Source organism: Idiomarina sp. 28-8, from assembly GCF_000320945.2.
Taxonomy (GTDB): Bacteria; Pseudomonadota; Gammaproteobacteria; order Enterobacterales; family Alteromonadaceae; genus Idiomarina; species Idiomarina loihiensis.
In genome coordinates this window covers 81799-98767 of record NZ_DF266792.1, presented here as the reverse complement: position 1 = coordinate 98767, position 16969 = coordinate 81799, and the positions used below count along the sequence as shown (strand labels likewise).

The following is a 16969-nucleotide window of genomic DNA, read 5'->3' as shown; positions in this document are numbered from 1 at the left end:
AAAAAGCCTCAGCCGATGTATTCGGCTGAGGCTTTTCATTACCATCTTTTTATCACCAAACAATAATTACATCATTTTCGCGATTGGAATTTTCTGACCGTTCAGTACACCTTCACCGTTTTCCATCTGGAATTCGCTGCGGTACTCGTCGTCTTCTTCCTTCAGCAAACCTTGTTGTATGTACATATCAATCATCATTGGTGCTTGTTGTTCAGCCATTTTCTGCAGTTCAGCTTCATCGGCACCAGGCATTTGCATACGCATTGTTGACAACATCTGCTGTTCAGCAACCCATTTCAACAACGGCTTATCAATAGCAATGGATGAGTCAACAATCAGGCTGGAAAGCCAGAATTGCGTGTCTTCCATATTGTCCGGCATTTGGTTTACACCCGCCAATTTAGCGCTTAGATCACCTTTAAATTCGCCCGGCTCCATTTTCCCGCTAAATTCACTAATAACGAACTCAGGCTCTGCCTGCAGTAACTTAGGTAGGTTTTCCTTTACCAGCTTTTGCGTCGCAACTTCTATTTCGTCGGGGTTCTGGTCATAAATCTTTTGCATCATTTGGTTATAAGCAAGCAAGAACTCAGAATCGATGTTATTAAAAGCCATCTTTAACTTCAGATCGTCAAGGTCAAAGTCTTCGGCTTTCAGCGACTCTACAGAATAGTTCATATCAATATTCATGCTTTCTTTGTCGTCGCTGAAATAACTAACGAATTCAATTCCAAGATCTTTCAATTCAAACAGGTCGACATCATCCGGCTGGCCTACAATGATTTTATCAAGCTTCATAGACATTTCGCCTTCATAAAGCTCGCCCTTCACAATTTCCAGCATGTTGCCTTTAGCTTCAGTGCTTATTTCAAACTCACCAATGCTGATAGCCTGGCCCTCAATAAGACCTTCTGCGCCTTCCAGTTTTCCTTCGTAACTGAACTCATCCGAAGAAATGGAACCTTCACCTTCATAGCCAGTAAAGGTCAGTGACGTTTGCTCATCATTCGGTTTAGAACTGAACGCGACAATTTCATCGTCATAACTAACACCACCAAAAAAACCTGCTGAACCCGTCAGGTGATAAAAAGGCGTGTTCTCTTCCCATTCAATATACTCACGTAACCCATCGTCCTTGGCATGAGCTTCAAACGAAGCCATACCCAGACCAGGAGAAAATTGAGTCAGAACCGGACCGTGCTGAACATCAATAACCACTTCAAAAGACAAGTCATCAGGTGCTGACCCTTCCGGGTAAATAGAACCGAAATCTACGCCCAGCGATATTGTTGCAGTTGAACCGAACCAGCCACTATCAAACGAGACCATACGAGCGTTATAAGCGGGTAATTGATTTATCACTTCCACGTGTTGCTTTAACGCACCCTCAACTTGAGGGCCAACGAATTTAGGGCCAATTAGAGCGCCTGCAACTATGACGATACCGACGCCACCAAGGAGTCCTTTCTTATTCATAATATACCTTTCATTTATAGGGCTGGATTGTAATTATAATGTTGTAAATGATACAGAAACTTTTTAATAACGGCAAAGTTTTTGAGTGTAAAGGAAGGTTAATGAAACCCACGCGGATAATGATCAATAAGTAAAAAAATGGGATAATGGCGTCTATTGCTCGCTGACAGCAGTCAACTTATCAACCGCGGTGCCCCTTAAATGGAAATCAATGTAAACTTTCTCGACAATATGCGCCTTGAGGCAAAATTCGATGACTTCACGGTTATTTCGGATCAGCCTATTCGATACAAAGGCGACGGCTCCGCCCCCGGCCCTTTTGACTACTTTCTGGCGTCTTCGGTTATGTGTGCGGCACATTTCATTCGACTTTATTGCGACACACGCGATATTCCAACCGAAAATATCCGTATTTCACAAAACAACGTTGTCGACCCCGAAGACCGCTACAAGCAGCTGTTTAAAATTCAGGTTGAGTTACCGGCCGATATTTCCGAGAAAGACCGCAAAGCCATTATTCGTGCAGCCGAGCGTTGTGCTGTTAAGCGCGTTATAGAAAACGATTTAGAGTTTGACGTCGAAGCCGTTGAAAGCATTACTCAGGACGCTCAGGCGTTACTGACCATACGCCCGGACAGCGACAGCCGAACCTTTATTGAAGGCAAAGACTTACCGCTGGAACAAACCATAGCTAACATGACGGCGATACTGGCCAATTTGGGCATGAAGATAGAAATATCCTCCTGGCGTAATATTGTCCCGCATGTCTGGTCGCTGCATATTCGCGATGCCGCCTCCCCTATGTGCTTTACCAATGGCAAAGGCGCCACCAAAGAAAGCGCTTTATGCTCCGCACTGGGCGAGTTTATTGAACGTTTAAGCTGCAACTTCTTCTATAACGACCAGTACTTTGGTGAAGAAATAGCAAACGCCGAATTCGTACACTACCCCAACGAAAAATGGTTTAAATCCGGCGCGAACGACGAGCTACCCGCGGAGATCCTCGATGAGTACTGCCGTGAGCTTTATGACCCGGAAGGTGAACTGCGTGGTTCACACTTAATTGATACTAACTCAGGCCGTGCTGACCGCGGTATTGTGTCCTTGCCATTTGTGCGTCATTCCGACGGCGAGACGGTTTATTTTCCGTCGAATTTAATTGAAAACCTGTATTTAAGTAACGGTATGAGTGCGGGTAACACGTTGCCCGAAGCACAGGTTCAGTGCTTATCAGAAATTTTTGAGCGCGCGGTTAAAAAGCACATTATTGAAGACGAAATTGCCCTACCGGACGTACCCCAAGCGGTGCTTAACAAGTACCCGAATATTCTTGAAGGAATAAAAGCCTTAGAAGAACAAGGCTACCCGGTGTTGGTTAAAGACGCATCATTGGGCGGTCAGTTCCCGGTGGCCTGTGTTACCTTAATGAACCCACGAACCGGCGGTGTTTTTGCATCGTTTGGTGCGCACCCAAGCTTTGAAGTGGCGCTAGAGCGCAGCCTGACCGAGTTATTGCAAGGCCGCAGCTTTGAAGGTTTAAACGACCTGCCGGCACCAACTTTCAACTCCATGGCCGTAACCGAGCCAAATAACTTTGTTGAGCACTTTATTGATTCGTCGGGTGTGGTGTCCTGGCGTTTCTTTAGCGCTAAGTCCGACATTGAATTCGTTGAGTGGGACTTCAGCGGCTCTAACCAGGAAGAAGCCGATACGCTGTTTGGTATTTTGCAGGACATGGGCAAAGAAGCTTACGTAGCCGTGCATGAAGATTTAGGCGCGCCGGTATGCCGTATTCTGGTACCGGGCTATTCTGAAGTTTACCCTGTGGAAGACCTTATTTGGGACAACACCAATATTGCTCTGCAATACCGTGAAGACATTCTCAACCTGCACCGCTTAACCGATGATCAGTTAGAAGACTTGGTCGAACGCCTGGAAGACAGTCAGCTTGATAACTACATGGATATTATCACCCTGATTGGCATTGAGTTTGATGAAAACACCGTCTGGGGCCAGCTCACTATTCTCGAGTTGAAGCTGCTAATTTACCTTGCACTGCAACGCCATGACGACGCCTTCGAATATGTAGAAATGTTCCTGCAATTCAACGACAACACCGTTGAGCGCACGCTGTTTTATCGTGCTGTTGAGGCCGTGCTGGAAATTACTCTGGACGAAGAACTGGAATTAGAAGACTACCGCTACAACTTAGGCCGCATGTACGGTGAAGAGACCATTGAGGCCGTTATAGGCTCTGTTAAAGGCACCACACGTTTTTACGGCCTGACACCAACCAATATGCAGCTTGAAGGTCTGGACAGACATTTACGCTTAATAGAAAGCTACAAAAAGCTGCATGCGGCACGGGCTGAACGGCAGGTTCAAAACTAAAAGTTCAGCCCGACAAAGGCGCCGCGGTTACGCTTAGCAACAGCCTGCATAAAGGCAGCGAAGGTTTCTGCGTTGCCTTGTGCACGGCTAAAGCCTATTCCATGAATACGCATTACCGGCTTGCCATCGGCTCCCTGGTTCTGGCTGGTTATTTGCCGAACTATGGCGTCTAAGTCACTGGCGCGGTAGTCATCACCAAAAACGTACAAGCTGGTTGTGCCCTTGGTTTTTTTATAAAGGTTAATGGCTTTCAGAATACCCAGCTCAGGCGCACTTTTACCGCCGGTAAAGTTTGGCATTTGTTGCATGGCCATTTGTCTGAACCGTTTGCTATCAGGTAACCAGTCACCCGCTTTACTGCTGAACATAAAGTCACCGTCGGCAGCCATAATCTGGAAGCCCTTCATTTTTGGGTGACTTTCTATAATGTCGTTAACTACGCTAATGACCCGGTTCCAGCCCCGGCCCCCCGACATAGACCCGGAATTATCAATAACAAAAACTACGTATTCAGCGTCGGTTGGAATACCACCTACGTCATCATCCGGTGTGTCAGTGCTGTTCGGCGTGTTTAGCATTGCGGTGGCTTGCCGTATTTCAGCCCTTAACGACGAGGCTTTATCCTGCAACTGTTGCAGGGTTTTCTGTGCCCGCGGAATAGAGCTTTCTAAATTCTTTTCCTGTTCGGTGACTGACGCCGTTTTCTGCTCGGCAGCGGACAGTTCATCCTGTTTGTCTGATAAAGCTCCCTGAAGCTCCTCCACCGACTGCTGCGCCTGCAATACTTCTGCAACTAAGGTACTGAGGTTAGCTGGCCCACGCTCGGTGTCTTCGGTACCATTTTTCGCTAACAACACCAGCATAATCACCGCACCAAAAGCACAGGAAATAATATCCAGAAAAGAGAGGTTAAAAACCTCTATTGGCGCACGCTGAATTTTTCTCATTATGGCCACTCCGGAGCAGGTGATAAGAATGTGCCGCCGCTGACCCGCGACCAGTTCCAGTATAGCGGTGAAGCGTAGGGGTCACCTTCTATCGGCAGAAGAATAATATTGTAACGAACGCCTTTAGGCGCGCGCTTGATGGTCTCAACCATCAATGCCTGACGGCAGTCTGAGGAGATGGACTTTTTCGTCGAAATAAAGTTACGACAGGAAATCGGCAGGCCGTCACCCAGAGTTGGCAGGCCATCCGTTACAATATACACGTCGGTAATATCCGGGTTCGTCTCAAATAACGTACTAATGCCCAGCTGAAGGTTGGTGCCGCCCTCTGGCACAACCGCGCCTAAGTCCTTCACAATAGAATTCATAGAGCCACTGACTGATGCTGTACTCACATTACGCATGCCCAGTCGTTTGGCGGTATCGGAAAAAGTCACCACGCTCACTTTTGAGGTTTGCGGCAGCCGTGCCAGCAACCATTGTGCAACCCGCCGTGTCCTTATCCATTTAGCAGTAGACACTTTTTTGCTGTCGCTTAAAGCCAGTTTGCTCAGCACGTCAATTAAGTTGTCGCCCATCATGGAGGCGCTCTTGTCCACCAGAATGCCTATTTGCTCGCCTTCCACTTTCATGCCGGTGATAAAGTTCTGCTCACCCGTACCCGAAAGCTCAACGTTTGCTGACTTCTCAACTTCTTTGGACAAGGCCGCTAACTGGTTTTCCAGATCGGCAACTACGGCCAACTGAGTCGACAAGTCCTGCAGAGCTTTGGTTTGTTCCTGGGTGGTGTCGTTTTTCGCTTCTTCGGAATCTTCCTGCTTAGCCGACTCCAGCGCAATTTTGTCATTAATTTCGTCAATGGATTTTTTCAGACGCTGCTGCTCGTCCATTGACGCCGCCAGCTCCTGCTCAAGCTTTTCTTTTTCTTCTGAAGGGTCGGGCGTAAAAGCTTTAAAATCTATCAGGATAAAAATAAGAATGACGGCGCCCAGCCCGCATGCCATGACATCCAGAAAAGATAAATTAAAGCCGTCGCCAGCCTGGCGTGTTCGTCGCATCTGAGTCGCTCAATTAACTGTGTAAATGAGACAGCAAGTGTTTCTCGCAGGACTCTTGCGTACGGATCACCATCTTGTCCTGACGGCTATTCAGCAAGTGCATAAATAACATCAGAATCAAAGAAATGAACAGTGCCACCAGAGTTGAGTTAAAAGCCACACCCAGCGATGCAGTCATACCGGCAATGTCACCATCCAGTGCTTTGTCGGCCTGCGCCAGCGCCGAGCCAATACCGCGAACCGTACCCACGAAACCAATAGACGGAATAGCCCAGATAATGTAGCGGATCATGTTGTTGCCGCTTTCTAACTGAATGGCAATATTGTCTACCGACGACTCGATGGTGTCAGCCGCATGCTGAACGTTTTTGGTGTTCTTAAAACGACGAATACAGTTAATCCAGGTGCTGTATGCGGGGGTTTCTTTATAGGCCGAGCTTTCTAAATCATTTAATGCCGCATCAACGTCCAGCGCTTCCGACTTGTCGTAGCTTTCCAGTAAGTCGCGCGAATAAATTTCTTCTTCGTCAATTAGCCGCCACAGCTTGTACAGCATAAGGAATAAGCAGAACAACATAAGCGAAATACACACCTGCTGTTCAACATCTTTGAAGATGACCGAAAATGCAGTTAAAGCTTCTGTCCCTTTCTCTGCCATTGCCACTTCGGCCGCCGGGCGAATAAGTCCTGCATACAGCAAATGTATCAGGGTAAAAATAGCCAGTAGCACACCACCACTGACAAAAAAGTTAGGGCTCATTGAAAGCGTATTATTTTTAGACATTATGCATTCCGGGCGTTAAATGTTGGTGGGGAAATCTTGTGGTGCATCCAAAGACACAAAGTAGGCCGTCGCGCTGCCGGCCAAAGCCAGCAGTATGACGCCCAAAATCACGCGTTTCTTCATGATGTTTCTCCTCATCACTCATGATACCGGGCTATTCTAAAGCCGATATCCTCTGCCGAAGCGCTTTCGCCGTCGCGAACGCTGGCACGAATATTTTTCAACCGTCCAGTTTTATAAGACGCACCTTTTACCACATTTCCATTGCCGCGAGCCGCACCAAGGTAATCGGTGTAAACCCGGTCAAGGTCGGGAGGGTTTAAAGTGTAGCTGTCGTGCACCCATTCTTTGACGTTACCGTCTAAGTCAAAAAAACCGCCGCGCTCTGCTTTAAAACTGCCTACCGGTGCTTTACCGGCAAAACCGTCATTGTAGCCACGTAAAATGAAAGTTTGCTGACCTTTTGCTGACTCATCGGCAAAGTTGCCCTGCTTGTCACGCAGGTGATCCTGACTGCCCCATACATAAATAGTGGAGTCGGCTCTGCGATTAATTTTGGCTATGTATTCCCATTCGGCTTCGGTCGGCAAGCGGTAACCACGCGAGCTCGCATCGGTTCCTACCACTTTACCATTACTGATTTTATAAAAAGGCTGCAAGCCTTCCTGTTCACTCAGCCAGTTAGTAAATAAAGCAGCTTCGTCCCAGGACACATTGGTGACCGGCATTTTAGTTTTGCTGCCCGAGCCTTTAAACGCGGCGAACTGCGCTTCGGTAATTTCATGGCGCGATATCCATACATCACGCGAGAAATCCACTTTCACCTGGTGCTCATTGCGCCCGCGACTAGGTTCATTAACCGGCGAGCCCATAGTAAATTTTTTCGGCGACAGACGGTTCATTTCAATGCCCAAAGTACTGACAAACAACGGCTTGCCTTCTTTTCTTCTGGCATCAAACTCGCGCAGCATCTCGGCTTTTACGTTCACCAGCCGCTCGCTGCTTGGCTGAAACTCTTGCTTGACCGTACGGTAACCGGTTTTACGAAACTCAACTTCTGACGGTAAAGCCTGTAGCTTGGTGCGAAGCGGCGTAACGCCCTGCTTTTGTCCGTTAATGTACAGGTCGCTGGGTTCGTTGGCGGTAAAAGCTACGTCACCCATTTCCGGGTCTAAGTTAAAGGTCAGCTGCTGGTTTTCGGCTGGACCCAGCTTAATGGTCCGGCTTTGCTTAATGTAGCCAGCCTTTTCGTAACGAATAACGTGTTCTTTATTGGCATCAACGCTAATTGGATTTTTTGCCGGTGCGCCGTTAACCAGCAACGCTCCGCCCTTCGGACTCACCGAAACATTAACGGTTGCCTGCACTGGCTGAAGACGGTAATTACGCTTAGGTTCTTTATTGCGCACGGTTAAAGACACGGTGTCCGTTACCGGTTCATACCCCGGATAATTCACCACCACAGGGTAGTCGCCACCCACTTTAGCAACGGTTACCGGTGTTGAACCAACCTCTTTGCCGTCAAGGGTAACCGACGCGCCAGCCGGGCTGGAATTAATAGAGATAGTGCCACTAATAGGGGTTAGCCGAATTTGCTCTTCAACCTTACCGTCTATTAACGCCTCAATTGCCACTGAAGCAGGCTCGTAAGCCGGATGCGAGGCCGACACCGTATAAGTTCCGGGAGCAAATTCCCCCTCAAAGGTAGAAGCTGTTTCTCGCTGCTCACCGTTAACTGACCAGACAATATCATTTGCGCCCGGCTCTGTTGTTATCGTCACTTTTGCCGGCTTAGGCTCCAGCTCAACTTCAATGGTTGAAGGGCTGTTGTCATTTACCTGCACTTCTTTGCTTTGGTACTTGTCGGCAGACACGGCTACAAGGCCACCAGAGCCTACCGCGTAATATTTATTGTCGATGAAAAAACCAATACCGGAATTAACCGCAAAGCGCTGAGTTTGCGCCGCTTCTGCTGGCTTTACAGTAAAACTGTAGCCTTTGGTTAAAAACAGCCAGCCAAAATAAATAACCAGCAGTGCAAGAATACTGACCGAGAAGCCAATAGCCATTAACCGTCGTTTACGTCGTCCTTTCTCAATGGCTTCGTCAAGTGTGGCCACGAAGTCTCTCCTGTTTTTTAATTATTCTACGCTAAATTATGCTAAACGCGTTCGTTACACTGAACGTTAATAACAATTGGCGTGCCCGACTTCTCCACCACAACATCGACAATGGTTGAGCGGTAGCCTTCGCGGCGGCCTTCTAATTGGTATTTACCCGGCTTTAACTGGATGGTTTTCTCTCTTACCTCACCCACAACACCAACGCCCAGTACTTTTATATAAGTGCGGTTGTCGGAGCGAATGGTCACATCTATGGGCTGATTTTCGTTTTCAATAAGCTGCTCAACCTGGTTTATTTTTTCACCCAGCTTTGCGCTCAATTGCGTGAGCCCACTGTATTTGGACACCGCATTCACGGCATTTTGGCGAATGTTGTTGTCAGCAAGCCGGCCCGGTCTTTCAATATAAACATCCAGCGCACTGCTGGCGGCTAATATTTCTTCCGCGCTTTGTTTAGCCTGCTGCACAACCCGGCTGTCCGGATAATCGACCAAACCCTTTTCTGCCAGCATCTGTACCGTCTGCCATTCGTCGGCACCGGCAAACACCTGAATGCGTTTTTCTAACGACTTCACACCCTGACTTTTTAGTTCAGCGTCAATTTGCGCCTGCAGGGTTGCCAGTTCCGGCCGGTTGTTGTCTATAGCCGAAGCTTTGGCTAATGCCTCCTGGGCGCGATCAAAGTCCTTGCTATCAATGGCATTGACCGCCGTTGCCAAGGCACGGGAAAAACGTTGTTGTTTAATTTGCTGTTCCACTTTCGCTAAGGCTGCCTTTGCTTCCTGCTGTTGCGGATCAAGCTTCAGAATTTGTTGATAAGCAGCACGCTGCTTCTCTATATTGCCTTCTACACCGCCTACTCTGGCCTGTTCATACAAATCAGCGACTTCATGGTAGGTATCTATACGTTTCTGCAACGCCAGCGCGTCGCTAAAATCGCCTTTTACCTTTAAAGCCTGAGCATTCAACTGGGCGGCGTCATCAATGTCGTCTGCAGTAAAGGCTTTTGCTGCGTCTGCATAAGGTTGTTTATAAGCCTTTTCAAACGCGCTTTGGTAGTTTGCAATATCCGTATTAAGTTGCTCGATAGTGGTTTGCGCCTGGCCGTAATTACTGGCGCCATAGTCATTAAAAGCCTGAGCTATGTCGGCCTGAAAAGCCTCAACTTTGGCGGGCTGCCACGTCGATATATACGGGGTAGCAACAAGCTCAGAAACGCGCTGATTGGTCTCATTTAAGGCCGTTTGCAGCGCTTTTCTGTCTATTGCCTGGTTAGCAGAGCTTATCTGCGGCTCGCTTTTCTCTTGTTTTTCCGCGACTACCGGCGCGTTACCCGAAACCGGGAAATAAGCGAGCAAAGTAACGACAACGCCAATCAGCAAACAGACAAAAACAGAGGCAATTACGCCGGTTACTATCATTTTTTTCTTTTTAGCACGGTTTTCTGCTATTTGCTGATCAACAGACGACATCGTTACCTTTCCCTGAGTGAATTAAAGCTGAGTTAACGGCGTTGATTCGAGATCATAAATCTCTTTCAGCTTTTCGCGTAATTGCGCGTATTGCTCACCAGCGGTACCGGTTAATTCAATGTTCTGGTCATTAAGTTCTACCACCTGCGGCGTTACTTTTATGTCCAGGTTTTGTCCCATTTCATCAAGCAATGCGCGTTGAGTACCTAATTCACGGTTGGTTTTTATTGCTTCGCTTAAGCTGTAAACCGCACCTAAACCTGCCGCAGCACTTGCCACCTGCCCCGCAGTAGAGCCCGAGTTTTTACCCAGCAAAATAGCCGCCGTAGCTAAAATACCCGCACCAACCTGCGCGCGGGTTCTTTCTGCTTTCTTACGGCGAATATCAATAGCAACCGGTAAAGTCTCTTCCTGATAAGCGCGGTATGCGTCATGAGTGGTTGCGTAAAACGTGTCGTAGCTGTCCTGTAATGAGTCAACAAACTGCTGGTCTTTCGCTTTAATCACATTTACCCGTTGGTACATAGGATCCGATTCAGCCGGTGCTCCGTTCAATGTAATAGTTGAACGGTTCGAGAAAAAGCTGCTGGACTCGCCCAGGTAGCCACCAAAGGCTTCAGGGCTGTACATAGAGGCGTAACGCATATCTGAAACCGCCTGAATGGTTTTCTTTTCTTCTTCAGACTTTTGAATTAGCAAGTCGTAAACATAACCCGCAATGCTTTTAAAAATGGGGCCGTAAGGGTTCTCGCCCTTTCTTAGCGCATCACGGTAAAAGCCTGCGCCTACCTGATACTCAAACTCTTCCTCGCCCCAAATTTGGTTACTGGCGTCCATAACACGAACACCAATTTCAACGGTTTCGGTGTCTGAGTAATTAATTTTGCCCAGTACATAAACATCGGCACTGACGTTAGCATTAGGAGTGACGTTCACAGCACCAAAGGCTTTAGTATCAGAAAGTGCTTCGCGGGTATTTACCGCAAAACGGTTCGCTTCTAAACGGCGTACCTGTGGCCAAATGTCTTCTTCAACTATGGCTTCATCATCAATATTGCCGGAACTGTCTTTCGGCAAGCCCGGGTCAAACACCGGAATAGCCACATTAAGGTAAATATCAGAGTTGTAACTGTAGCTACGCTCTTCTTTGCCCAAGGCTTTAGAGTCTGACGGACCATTCATGCTTGGGCCAACGCTGGTAACATTAGTTTGGGTTGACTGGCAGCCGGCTAATGTAAACATTGCAGAAAGCGTCATAACGACTGAAAATCGTTTTAGTTTTTTTAGTTGAGCTAGTGTATTCATGGTTCTTCTTCCGTTAATTATTAACATCCATACTCGGCCATTAAGCCTTTAAAATGCTCTTTCTCAGCTTCCGTTGTTGCCGAAGCCATGCCTTCTTTCACAGCGTCGCACACGGCCGAACTGCCACTACCCGTGTTGCCACGCGGATGATCTTTGGTGTCCACCGAACTTTCCGATGCCGTAGATGTAGATTGTTGTTGCTGCTCACTCGAATTTGCGCCGCTATTACCCGAGCTGCCATCAGAGCCCGAAGCACCGCCCGCCGCACCAGAACCGCTGCCGCTGGCAGCATCAGCAAGGCTGCCGGAAGCCGACGCAGTGGCCTCTTCCATACACTCGGCAGAGTCATCTAAAGAGGCAAACAACGCAGCCTCTTCAAGCGCAATGCGTTCTTGCAGAGTCAGCGTGCTGGGGTCGACGTCGTCGAACTCTATGTAAGCGCAATCGGAATAGCTTTTTTCCTGTGCTTCAGCCACACCACTACCCAAGCACAACACCGCCAGAAAACACACGGGCACGTATGCAAAGAAGTTAATGAGTGATGAACTGATTTTATCCACGGTAGGAACCTATAAAATGACTTGAGGGGTATTACTTATCCTTAACAAGTTAAGGTTATTATATTCGCGAATGTAAATAAACTGTAAATGTAAAATTTTTGTGAGGAAGCCGTTCGTTTGCTGCTATTTACATCACTCCATTATTACCCTGGAAACGCTGTAGCATAAAATCGATAAATAGACGCACCCTATAAGGAATATTCTCCCGGTCTCTGTAAAGCATTTCGCACCCGCGAGCCTGGTTGCTCCAGTCCGGTAAAATATGTTGAATTTTGCCCGACTCGAGCAAAGGTTGTGCGTGGTAGTCGGGAATAAAGCCAACGCCTATGCCACCGGCTATCACTTCAGTCAGTAAGCTCATGTCATCCACTTTTAAGCGTATGTTGTCGGTAGCCGTATAAGCCTGCTTTTCACCCGAGTGAATATGCTGCAGACTCCAGGTCAGCATAGGCGAACACAGCACAGTGGGTAACCCGGCTAAATCGGCGGGAGCCTTAATGTGGGATACGTCCAAATTTGCCGGACCGCAAATAGCAAAACGAATATTGGTTAACTGTCGGCCAATCCAGTGAGTTGCGCTTTGATTATGGCGCTAAGCCCGTTAACCACATCGCTAATTGGTTCTTTATTACAGCGTAAGCTGCTGACCCGCGGCGCCGTATTCAGCCTGGTGGTGTGCTTGTCGGGCGTGTTGCTTGTGCTGACCAACGGCGAACTGAAACGCTTACTCAGTTTTGAATTCAACCACGGCGACCAGATCATCTTTTTAGGTATGCTGTGCTGGAGCCTGTACACCTATTTAACGCAAGGCATTAGCCGCTGGATGCCCATGATCCCCTATACCTTTATTGGCATGTTAGCCGGCCTTGGCGTTATTTCTGTAGTAGCGGCGTTTAGCGCGGAAGCCCACCCTGTTCAGGAAAGCCTGGCAATAAGCCAAATTGTCTTAGCCGACTTACTCTTTATTGGTGTTTTTGGCACCGTGGGTGGCTACCTTTTATGGATTTCCGGCGTCAAACAGCTTGGTGCAGCAAATGCCTCTTTGTTTTTTAACTTCGTGCCCATTTTCGCTGCACTTACGGCCGTAACTTTTGGCCAGAACGTTACCGGTTTGCAGCTGCTTGGTATGGCGGTTGTCATTTCAGGACTGCTACTGCCCCGACTAACTCATTGGCGACAGCAGCGTTTTGCGCGGATGGGGTGAGATGTGTTTTAGCGTGACAGTAGTGCTTCTAATTAAGTGACCACATTTAGTTGACCACTACAATTCACAGATTTTTTTAAATTCGAAGATCGCTAGAAAGATTTTACGTAAAACACCTTGCAGATTGTCAACTAATAGTATAACTTTATACAACAACTTACCCATCTTCCACGCGTGGCGACATACAGACCCCTGGAGTTGGGCGAAAGAACCGACCTTTGCGTCGGTTTTTTCATTTCAGGGATGGAAAGTTTGAGAACAAGAATTTATATCGATGGCTACAATTTGTATTTTGGCTGTTTAAAGGGGACTCCCTATAAATGGCTTAACCCAGTCTCGTTATCTGAAAAACTTCTCACTCGCTCAGGCGCTCCGAATTCGAAGTTAGACCCGCTTGCAGTTAAATTTTTCACAGCTGAAATTAGTCAACGAGCAGCTGCTGACTCCAATTCTCTTAATGATCAACGTGCTTATCACTTAGCTCTCAAGCTCCACTTGGGTGACCGTCTGGAAACCTTCAAAGGTAGCTACTCAATTGATAAAACAAAATTCCCTAAAGTAGAGTACGGTAACGACGGTAGGGAGTTAGAGCCACGCGCTTCTGAACGCATTAAAATCTGGAAAATGGAAGAAAAACAAAGTGATGTTCACCTTGCGCTTGAAGCTGTTTACGACGCGATGATGGAACCAGAGCTAGAACAAGTCGTTTTTGTAACGAACGACACAGACTTTGTACCTGCTCTAAAGAAAATTCGAGAATACAACAAACTAAACCGTCATCGTCAAATACAAATAGGTGTTGTTATTCCTATAAAACGGTACGAAGACTACCGTAAACCCAATAATAGCTTAAGCACCCTATCCGATTGGACTATTCATTTTATAGATGAATGTGAGCTTGCTCAGTCTCAGATGCCTTGCCGCGTTCGAGGCGCAAGAAAATCGGCAATAAGGCCTTTTAGCTGGTTCAAGCACCCCGAAGAAATTGAAAAAATTATATCAATTTTAAGTGATAAAACCCTAGAAGCAAGTCCTGCTAAAGCTTGGAAGTGGCTTGAAAAACCACTTTATCCATCGGAAGATCTTGAGAATATTAACGGCTTACCCTGCGACCAGCTAGACAATAAAGATTCGCTAAAAATCATTCTACAGCACGTTCAAGCCTATGCGGCCTATAAACGCTCACGACTCTAATTGACAGTGTTAGTTAAATCGACATTAATCTTGTAGTTAAACCATCGACTCACCAACTAATTTTCATTAGTAATAACTAATACTGAAAGCCTTTAAAAATGGTGGCCCCTCCCAGATTTGAACTGGGGACCAACCGATTATGAGTCGGGTGCTCTAACCACTGAGCTAAGGGGCCATTTTTGATTGGAAGCTGTGAAGCGGCGCAAATTATACGAACTTTTTAGGCTTTTGTCATGGGTATCAGCACGTTAAATCGTGAAGTTTTATCAACTTTTTCATAACTGATGTCGCCACCCTGGCTGTGCAGTGTGTCCCGCACTACCTTAAGCCCTATGCCATACTGGGTTGGTGCCAGCTCGTCGGCGTGGAAAAGTAAATGCTTGTTTTTCTCTTCTATGCCCGTGCTTTCGTCGCTAACGGCAATTTTTATAAAGTTTTCTTCAGCAGTTGCCTGCAACATAATTTCGGAATTTACCGGCACAAAGCTCATTATATGGCGTATTAAATAGTCCATTGCAAAACGCACAAGTAAGGGGTCAGCCTCTAGCTTCAGCCCTTTTTCTGCTATGGCGGTTAGCGTAATATCTTTTTCGTTACTATGGCCTTCGTGGTAGTCGGCCAGGTTCTGCAGAAAGTCTTCTACATCCAGTGACACGGCTTTGCCATTGCCCATTTCTGAGGTAACTTTCTCAAACGAATTAAACAGTTCGGTTAGCTGCGAAACCTTGCCCTTAATGTCGTCTTCACTCATTTTTGAGAGCTTGCGCTGCATGTCTTCCAAATCGGCTAATACCAGCGCTGTCATTGAGCGCGCAATGCGCCCTACCAGGGTTTTCTGGTTAGCCATAATAACTTTGTTCATCTGCTGGCTAAGCTCACGCTCTTTGGCCTGAATTTTCTGACGCGCCTGGTACAACAACAGCAATAATGGCTGAATTTCTGGTATCTCGGTGGTAACGGTAACGGCCTGAGAGCTGTCTTCGGCCTGCACCACAATGCGGTCACGTTCAGAGTGCCAGTTGCGGTTAAACACCGACTCGCACACCACCAATATGCCACCAATAATGGCCAGCAAAACAAAGAGTACGCTGACAATAATAGAGAAGTCTGCCGGTACCAGCTGCACTTCTTTTTTCAGCCAAATGCCCAGGTTGTAATGGTTGGTCTCGGGGCAGGCGGCGACCACGGTTGCCACACGGTCATTCGACTGTACCGAAACTACCTCGCGTTGCTGCTCTAAAGAGCGCTGTACTGCGGAACGAACAATAGGAACATCGTCATTACTAATGCCAATTTCCGAGGCGCTACTGCCGCTGGTTGGGAATGCAAATCCCATAAAGCCTTGGGCTGTGTGCCAGAAACCACCTTTAACGCCCTTAGTGTCAGCTATAGCGTCGCTGAGCGCCTGATGCATTAAGTCGGGGTTGGCTACTTGTTGTTGCGGTGATTCAGAAGCAGGGAACAGGCTATTTACCGCTAATTGCACATTCTGGCAGGAGCGACTCATGGCATTTTGATTGCGCTGCAGGGTTTCGCCTGCAGAAAACCAGAACGCAACTAGCAAACCGCCGACAGCCACTGCAATTAACGCAATAGCCAGACGGCGGTTATGTTTAGTGTGAGATGAGAGAGACTGCACTTACCTCACTCTCTATTTTTAAGGTAAATTGTAAAAACTGCGGGCATTTTGATAAAAGACTTTATCAACTGCCTCTTCGCTATCCAGAGCATTCACAATATTGGTGATATCTGAAGGCTCGAATGAACGATTACTGCGTGTGCCCGGTAAATCGGTACCAAACATCAACGCGTCCGGGTTCGTTTCATTCAGGGTTTTAATGGCCTCTTCAATATTCACTTCAGTACGACCAAAACCACTGGCTTTAATTTTTACGCCACCTTCGGCTAAACGACGAACCTGAGACAAGCCCGACTTCGCCATACCTAGGTGGTCAACACTGAGTTTCGGCAGTTTAAGCAGAGTAGGAACCATGTCGTCCAGCTCGCGGCTGTCAACATAGATTTCCAGGTGCCATCCGGCTAAGTCCCAAATGCGCTTACCAAAATCAACAATACCTTCAATATCACGATGCACACCGCGCTTCAAGTTAACGCGCACACCGCGAATGCCGTGCTCTTTCAACTGCTGAATTTTTTCATCGCTAACAGTTCCCGGCAACTGGGTAACACCCACAAAGTTGTTGCCCAGGTTTTCCAGCGCGGCTTTCAGGTAGCGCTGTTCAAAACCCTGGAACGAACCTGACACAATGACTCCGCCTTCAATAGGCATGCCACGTACCAGGTTACGATAGTCATCAATGTAAAAAGGCTCAGGGATATGACCTTGGTTTTCAATTAGCGGAAACTCGTCATCATAAATGTGTAAATGCGAGTCAATAATACGTTTCGGCCAATTGTCACGGTTGTTACCCATGCTGCCTCCTTTGTCAGAGAA

General features: G+C 47.3%; 14 protein-coding genes and 1 tRNA gene. 3 read left to right on the top strand and 12 right to left on the bottom strand.

The window, feature by feature from the left end; translation table 11 throughout:
* Window positions 1-66: 66 nt before the first annotated feature.
* Window positions 67-1476, bottom strand: coding sequence for a YdgA family protein (locus tag RJ32_RS10690; RefSeq protein WP_034822156.1), 1410 nt, complete (start codon window positions 1474-1476; stop codon window positions 67-69).
* A 201-nt stretch (window positions 1477-1677) separates the two neighbouring features.
* On the opposite strand from RJ32_RS10690, the gene RJ32_RS10685 reads away from it, so the two are divergent.
* Window positions 1678-3867, top strand: coding sequence for an OsmC domain/YcaO domain-containing protein (locus RJ32_RS10685; protein ID WP_034822153.1), 2190 nt, complete (start codon window positions 1678-1680; stop codon window positions 3865-3867).
* Here the strand turns inward: RJ32_RS10685 and RJ32_RS10680 are convergent.
* The 8 genes from RJ32_RS10680 to RJ32_RS10645 all read right to left on the bottom strand — a co-directional run bounded on the left by RJ32_RS10680 (window position 3864) and on the right by RJ32_RS10645 (window position 12630).
* The gene (locus RJ32_RS10680; RefSeq protein WP_034822150.1) at window positions 3864-4814 is read right to left on the bottom strand and encodes a vWA domain-containing protein; all 951 of its coding nucleotides are present in this window, start codon (window positions 4812-4814) and stop codon (window positions 3864-3866) included. The genes RJ32_RS10685 and RJ32_RS10680 overlap by 4 nt on opposite strands.
* Window positions 4814-5872 carry a VWA domain-containing protein gene (locus tag RJ32_RS10675; protein WP_034822147.1) on the bottom strand — a complete coding sequence of 353 codons (1059 nt, stop codon included), beginning with the start codon at window positions 5870-5872 and terminating at the stop codon, window positions 4814-4816. Before RJ32_RS10675 ends, RJ32_RS10680 begins: the two co-directional genes overlap by 1 nt.
* 13 nt (window positions 5873-5885) lie before the next feature.
* Window positions 5886-6656 (bottom strand): MotA/TolQ/ExbB proton channel family protein, encoded by a 771-nt coding sequence (locus RJ32_RS10670; RefSeq protein ID WP_011235411.1) that lies wholly within the window; start codon window positions 6654-6656, stop codon window positions 5886-5888.
* A 137-nt stretch (window positions 6657-6793) separates the two neighbouring features.
* Window positions 6794-8776, bottom strand: coding sequence for an SUMF1/EgtB/PvdO family nonheme iron enzyme (locus RJ32_RS10665; RefSeq protein WP_034822144.1), 1983 nt, complete (start codon window positions 8774-8776; stop codon window positions 6794-6796).
* Between the two features lie 41 nt (window positions 8777-8817).
* On the bottom strand, window positions 8818-10251 hold the full coding sequence (locus RJ32_RS10660) for a hypothetical protein (RefSeq protein WP_034822141.1): 1434 nt from the start codon (window positions 10249-10251) through the stop codon (window positions 8818-8820).
* 21 nt (window positions 10252-10272) lie between these two features.
* Complete coding sequence (locus RJ32_RS10655; protein WP_034822138.1) at window positions 10273-11556, bottom strand: hypothetical protein; 1284 nt, start codon at window positions 11554-11556, stop codon at window positions 10273-10275.
* A gap of 20 nt (window positions 11557-11576) precedes the next feature.
* Window positions 11577-12116: a hypothetical protein gene (locus RJ32_RS10650; RefSeq protein WP_235598949.1), complete on the bottom strand. Its 540-nt coding sequence runs from the start codon at window positions 12114-12116 to the stop codon at window positions 11577-11579.
* Window positions 12117-12243: 127 nt separating this feature from the next.
* Window positions 12244-12630, bottom strand: coding sequence for a LysR substrate-binding domain-containing protein (locus RJ32_RS10645; RefSeq protein WP_235598948.1), 387 nt, complete (start codon window positions 12628-12630; stop codon window positions 12244-12246).
* A 72-nt stretch (window positions 12631-12702) separates the two neighbouring features.
* Here RJ32_RS10645 and RJ32_RS10640 point away from each other — a divergent pair, with 72 nt between their 5' ends.
* Complete coding sequence (locus RJ32_RS10640) at window positions 12703-13320, top strand: DMT family transporter (protein ID WP_235598947.1); 618 nt, start codon at window positions 12703-12705, stop codon at window positions 13318-13320.
* Window positions 13321-13572: 252 nt separating this feature from the next.
* The gene (locus RJ32_RS10635; protein ID WP_034822182.1) at window positions 13573-14514 is read left to right on the top strand and encodes an NYN domain-containing protein; all 942 of its coding nucleotides are present in this window, start codon (window positions 13573-13575) and stop codon (window positions 14512-14514) included.
* Between the two features lie 99 nt (window positions 14515-14613).
* Here RJ32_RS10635 and RJ32_RS10630 read toward each other — a convergent pair.
* The 3 genes from RJ32_RS10630 to RJ32_RS10620 all read right to left on the bottom strand — a co-directional run bounded on the left by RJ32_RS10630 (window position 14614) and on the right by RJ32_RS10620 (window position 16948).
* Window positions 14614-14689: transfer RNA gene (locus tag RJ32_RS10630), tRNA-Ile, on the bottom strand.
* Window positions 14690-14734: 45 nt separating this feature from the next.
* Complete coding sequence (locus tag RJ32_RS10625; protein ID WP_034822135.1) at window positions 14735-16153, bottom strand: HAMP domain-containing sensor histidine kinase; 1419 nt, start codon at window positions 16151-16153, stop codon at window positions 14735-14737.
* Between the two features lie 18 nt (window positions 16154-16171).
* Window positions 16172-16948 carry an amidohydrolase gene (locus RJ32_RS10620; protein WP_011235426.1) on the bottom strand — a complete coding sequence of 259 codons (777 nt, stop codon included), beginning with the start codon at window positions 16946-16948 and terminating at the stop codon, window positions 16172-16174.
* Between the last annotated feature and the right edge of the window lie 21 nt (window positions 16949-16969).

Bases quoted from the DNA above. Each gene is read 5' to 3' on its own strand.
- RJ32_RS10680 (WP_034822150.1), bottom strand. From the start codon at position 4,814: ATGAGAAAAATTCAGCGTGCGCCAATAGAGGTTTTTAACCTCTCTTTT.
- RJ32_RS10655 (WP_034822138.1), bottom strand. From the start codon at position 11,556: ATGAATACACTAGCTCAACTAAAAAAACTAAAACGATTTTCAGTCGTT.
- RJ32_RS10670 (WP_011235411.1), bottom strand. From the start codon at position 6,656: ATGTCTAAAAATAATACGCTTTCAATGAGCCCTAACTTTTTTGTCAGT.
- RJ32_RS10675 (WP_034822147.1), bottom strand. From the start codon at position 5,872: ATGCGACGAACACGCCAGGCTGGCGACGGCTTTAATTTATCTTTTCTG.
- RJ32_RS10690 (WP_034822156.1), bottom strand. From the start codon at position 1,476: ATGAATAAGAAAGGACTCCTTGGTGGCGTCGGTATCGTCATAGTTGCA.
- RJ32_RS10620 (WP_011235426.1), bottom strand. From the start codon at position 16,948: ATGGGTAACAACCGTGACAATTGGCCGAAACGTATTATTGACTCGCAT.
- RJ32_RS10685 (WP_034822153.1), top strand. From the start codon at position 1,678: ATGGAAATCAATGTAAACTTTCTCGACAATATGCGCCTTGAGGCAAAA.
- RJ32_RS10640 (WP_235598947.1), top strand. From the start codon at position 12,703: ATGGCGCTAAGCCCGTTAACCACATCGCTAATTGGTTCTTTATTACAG.
- RJ32_RS10660 (WP_034822141.1), bottom strand. From the start codon at position 10,251: ATGTCGTCTGTTGATCAGCAAATAGCAGAAAACCGTGCTAAAAAGAAA.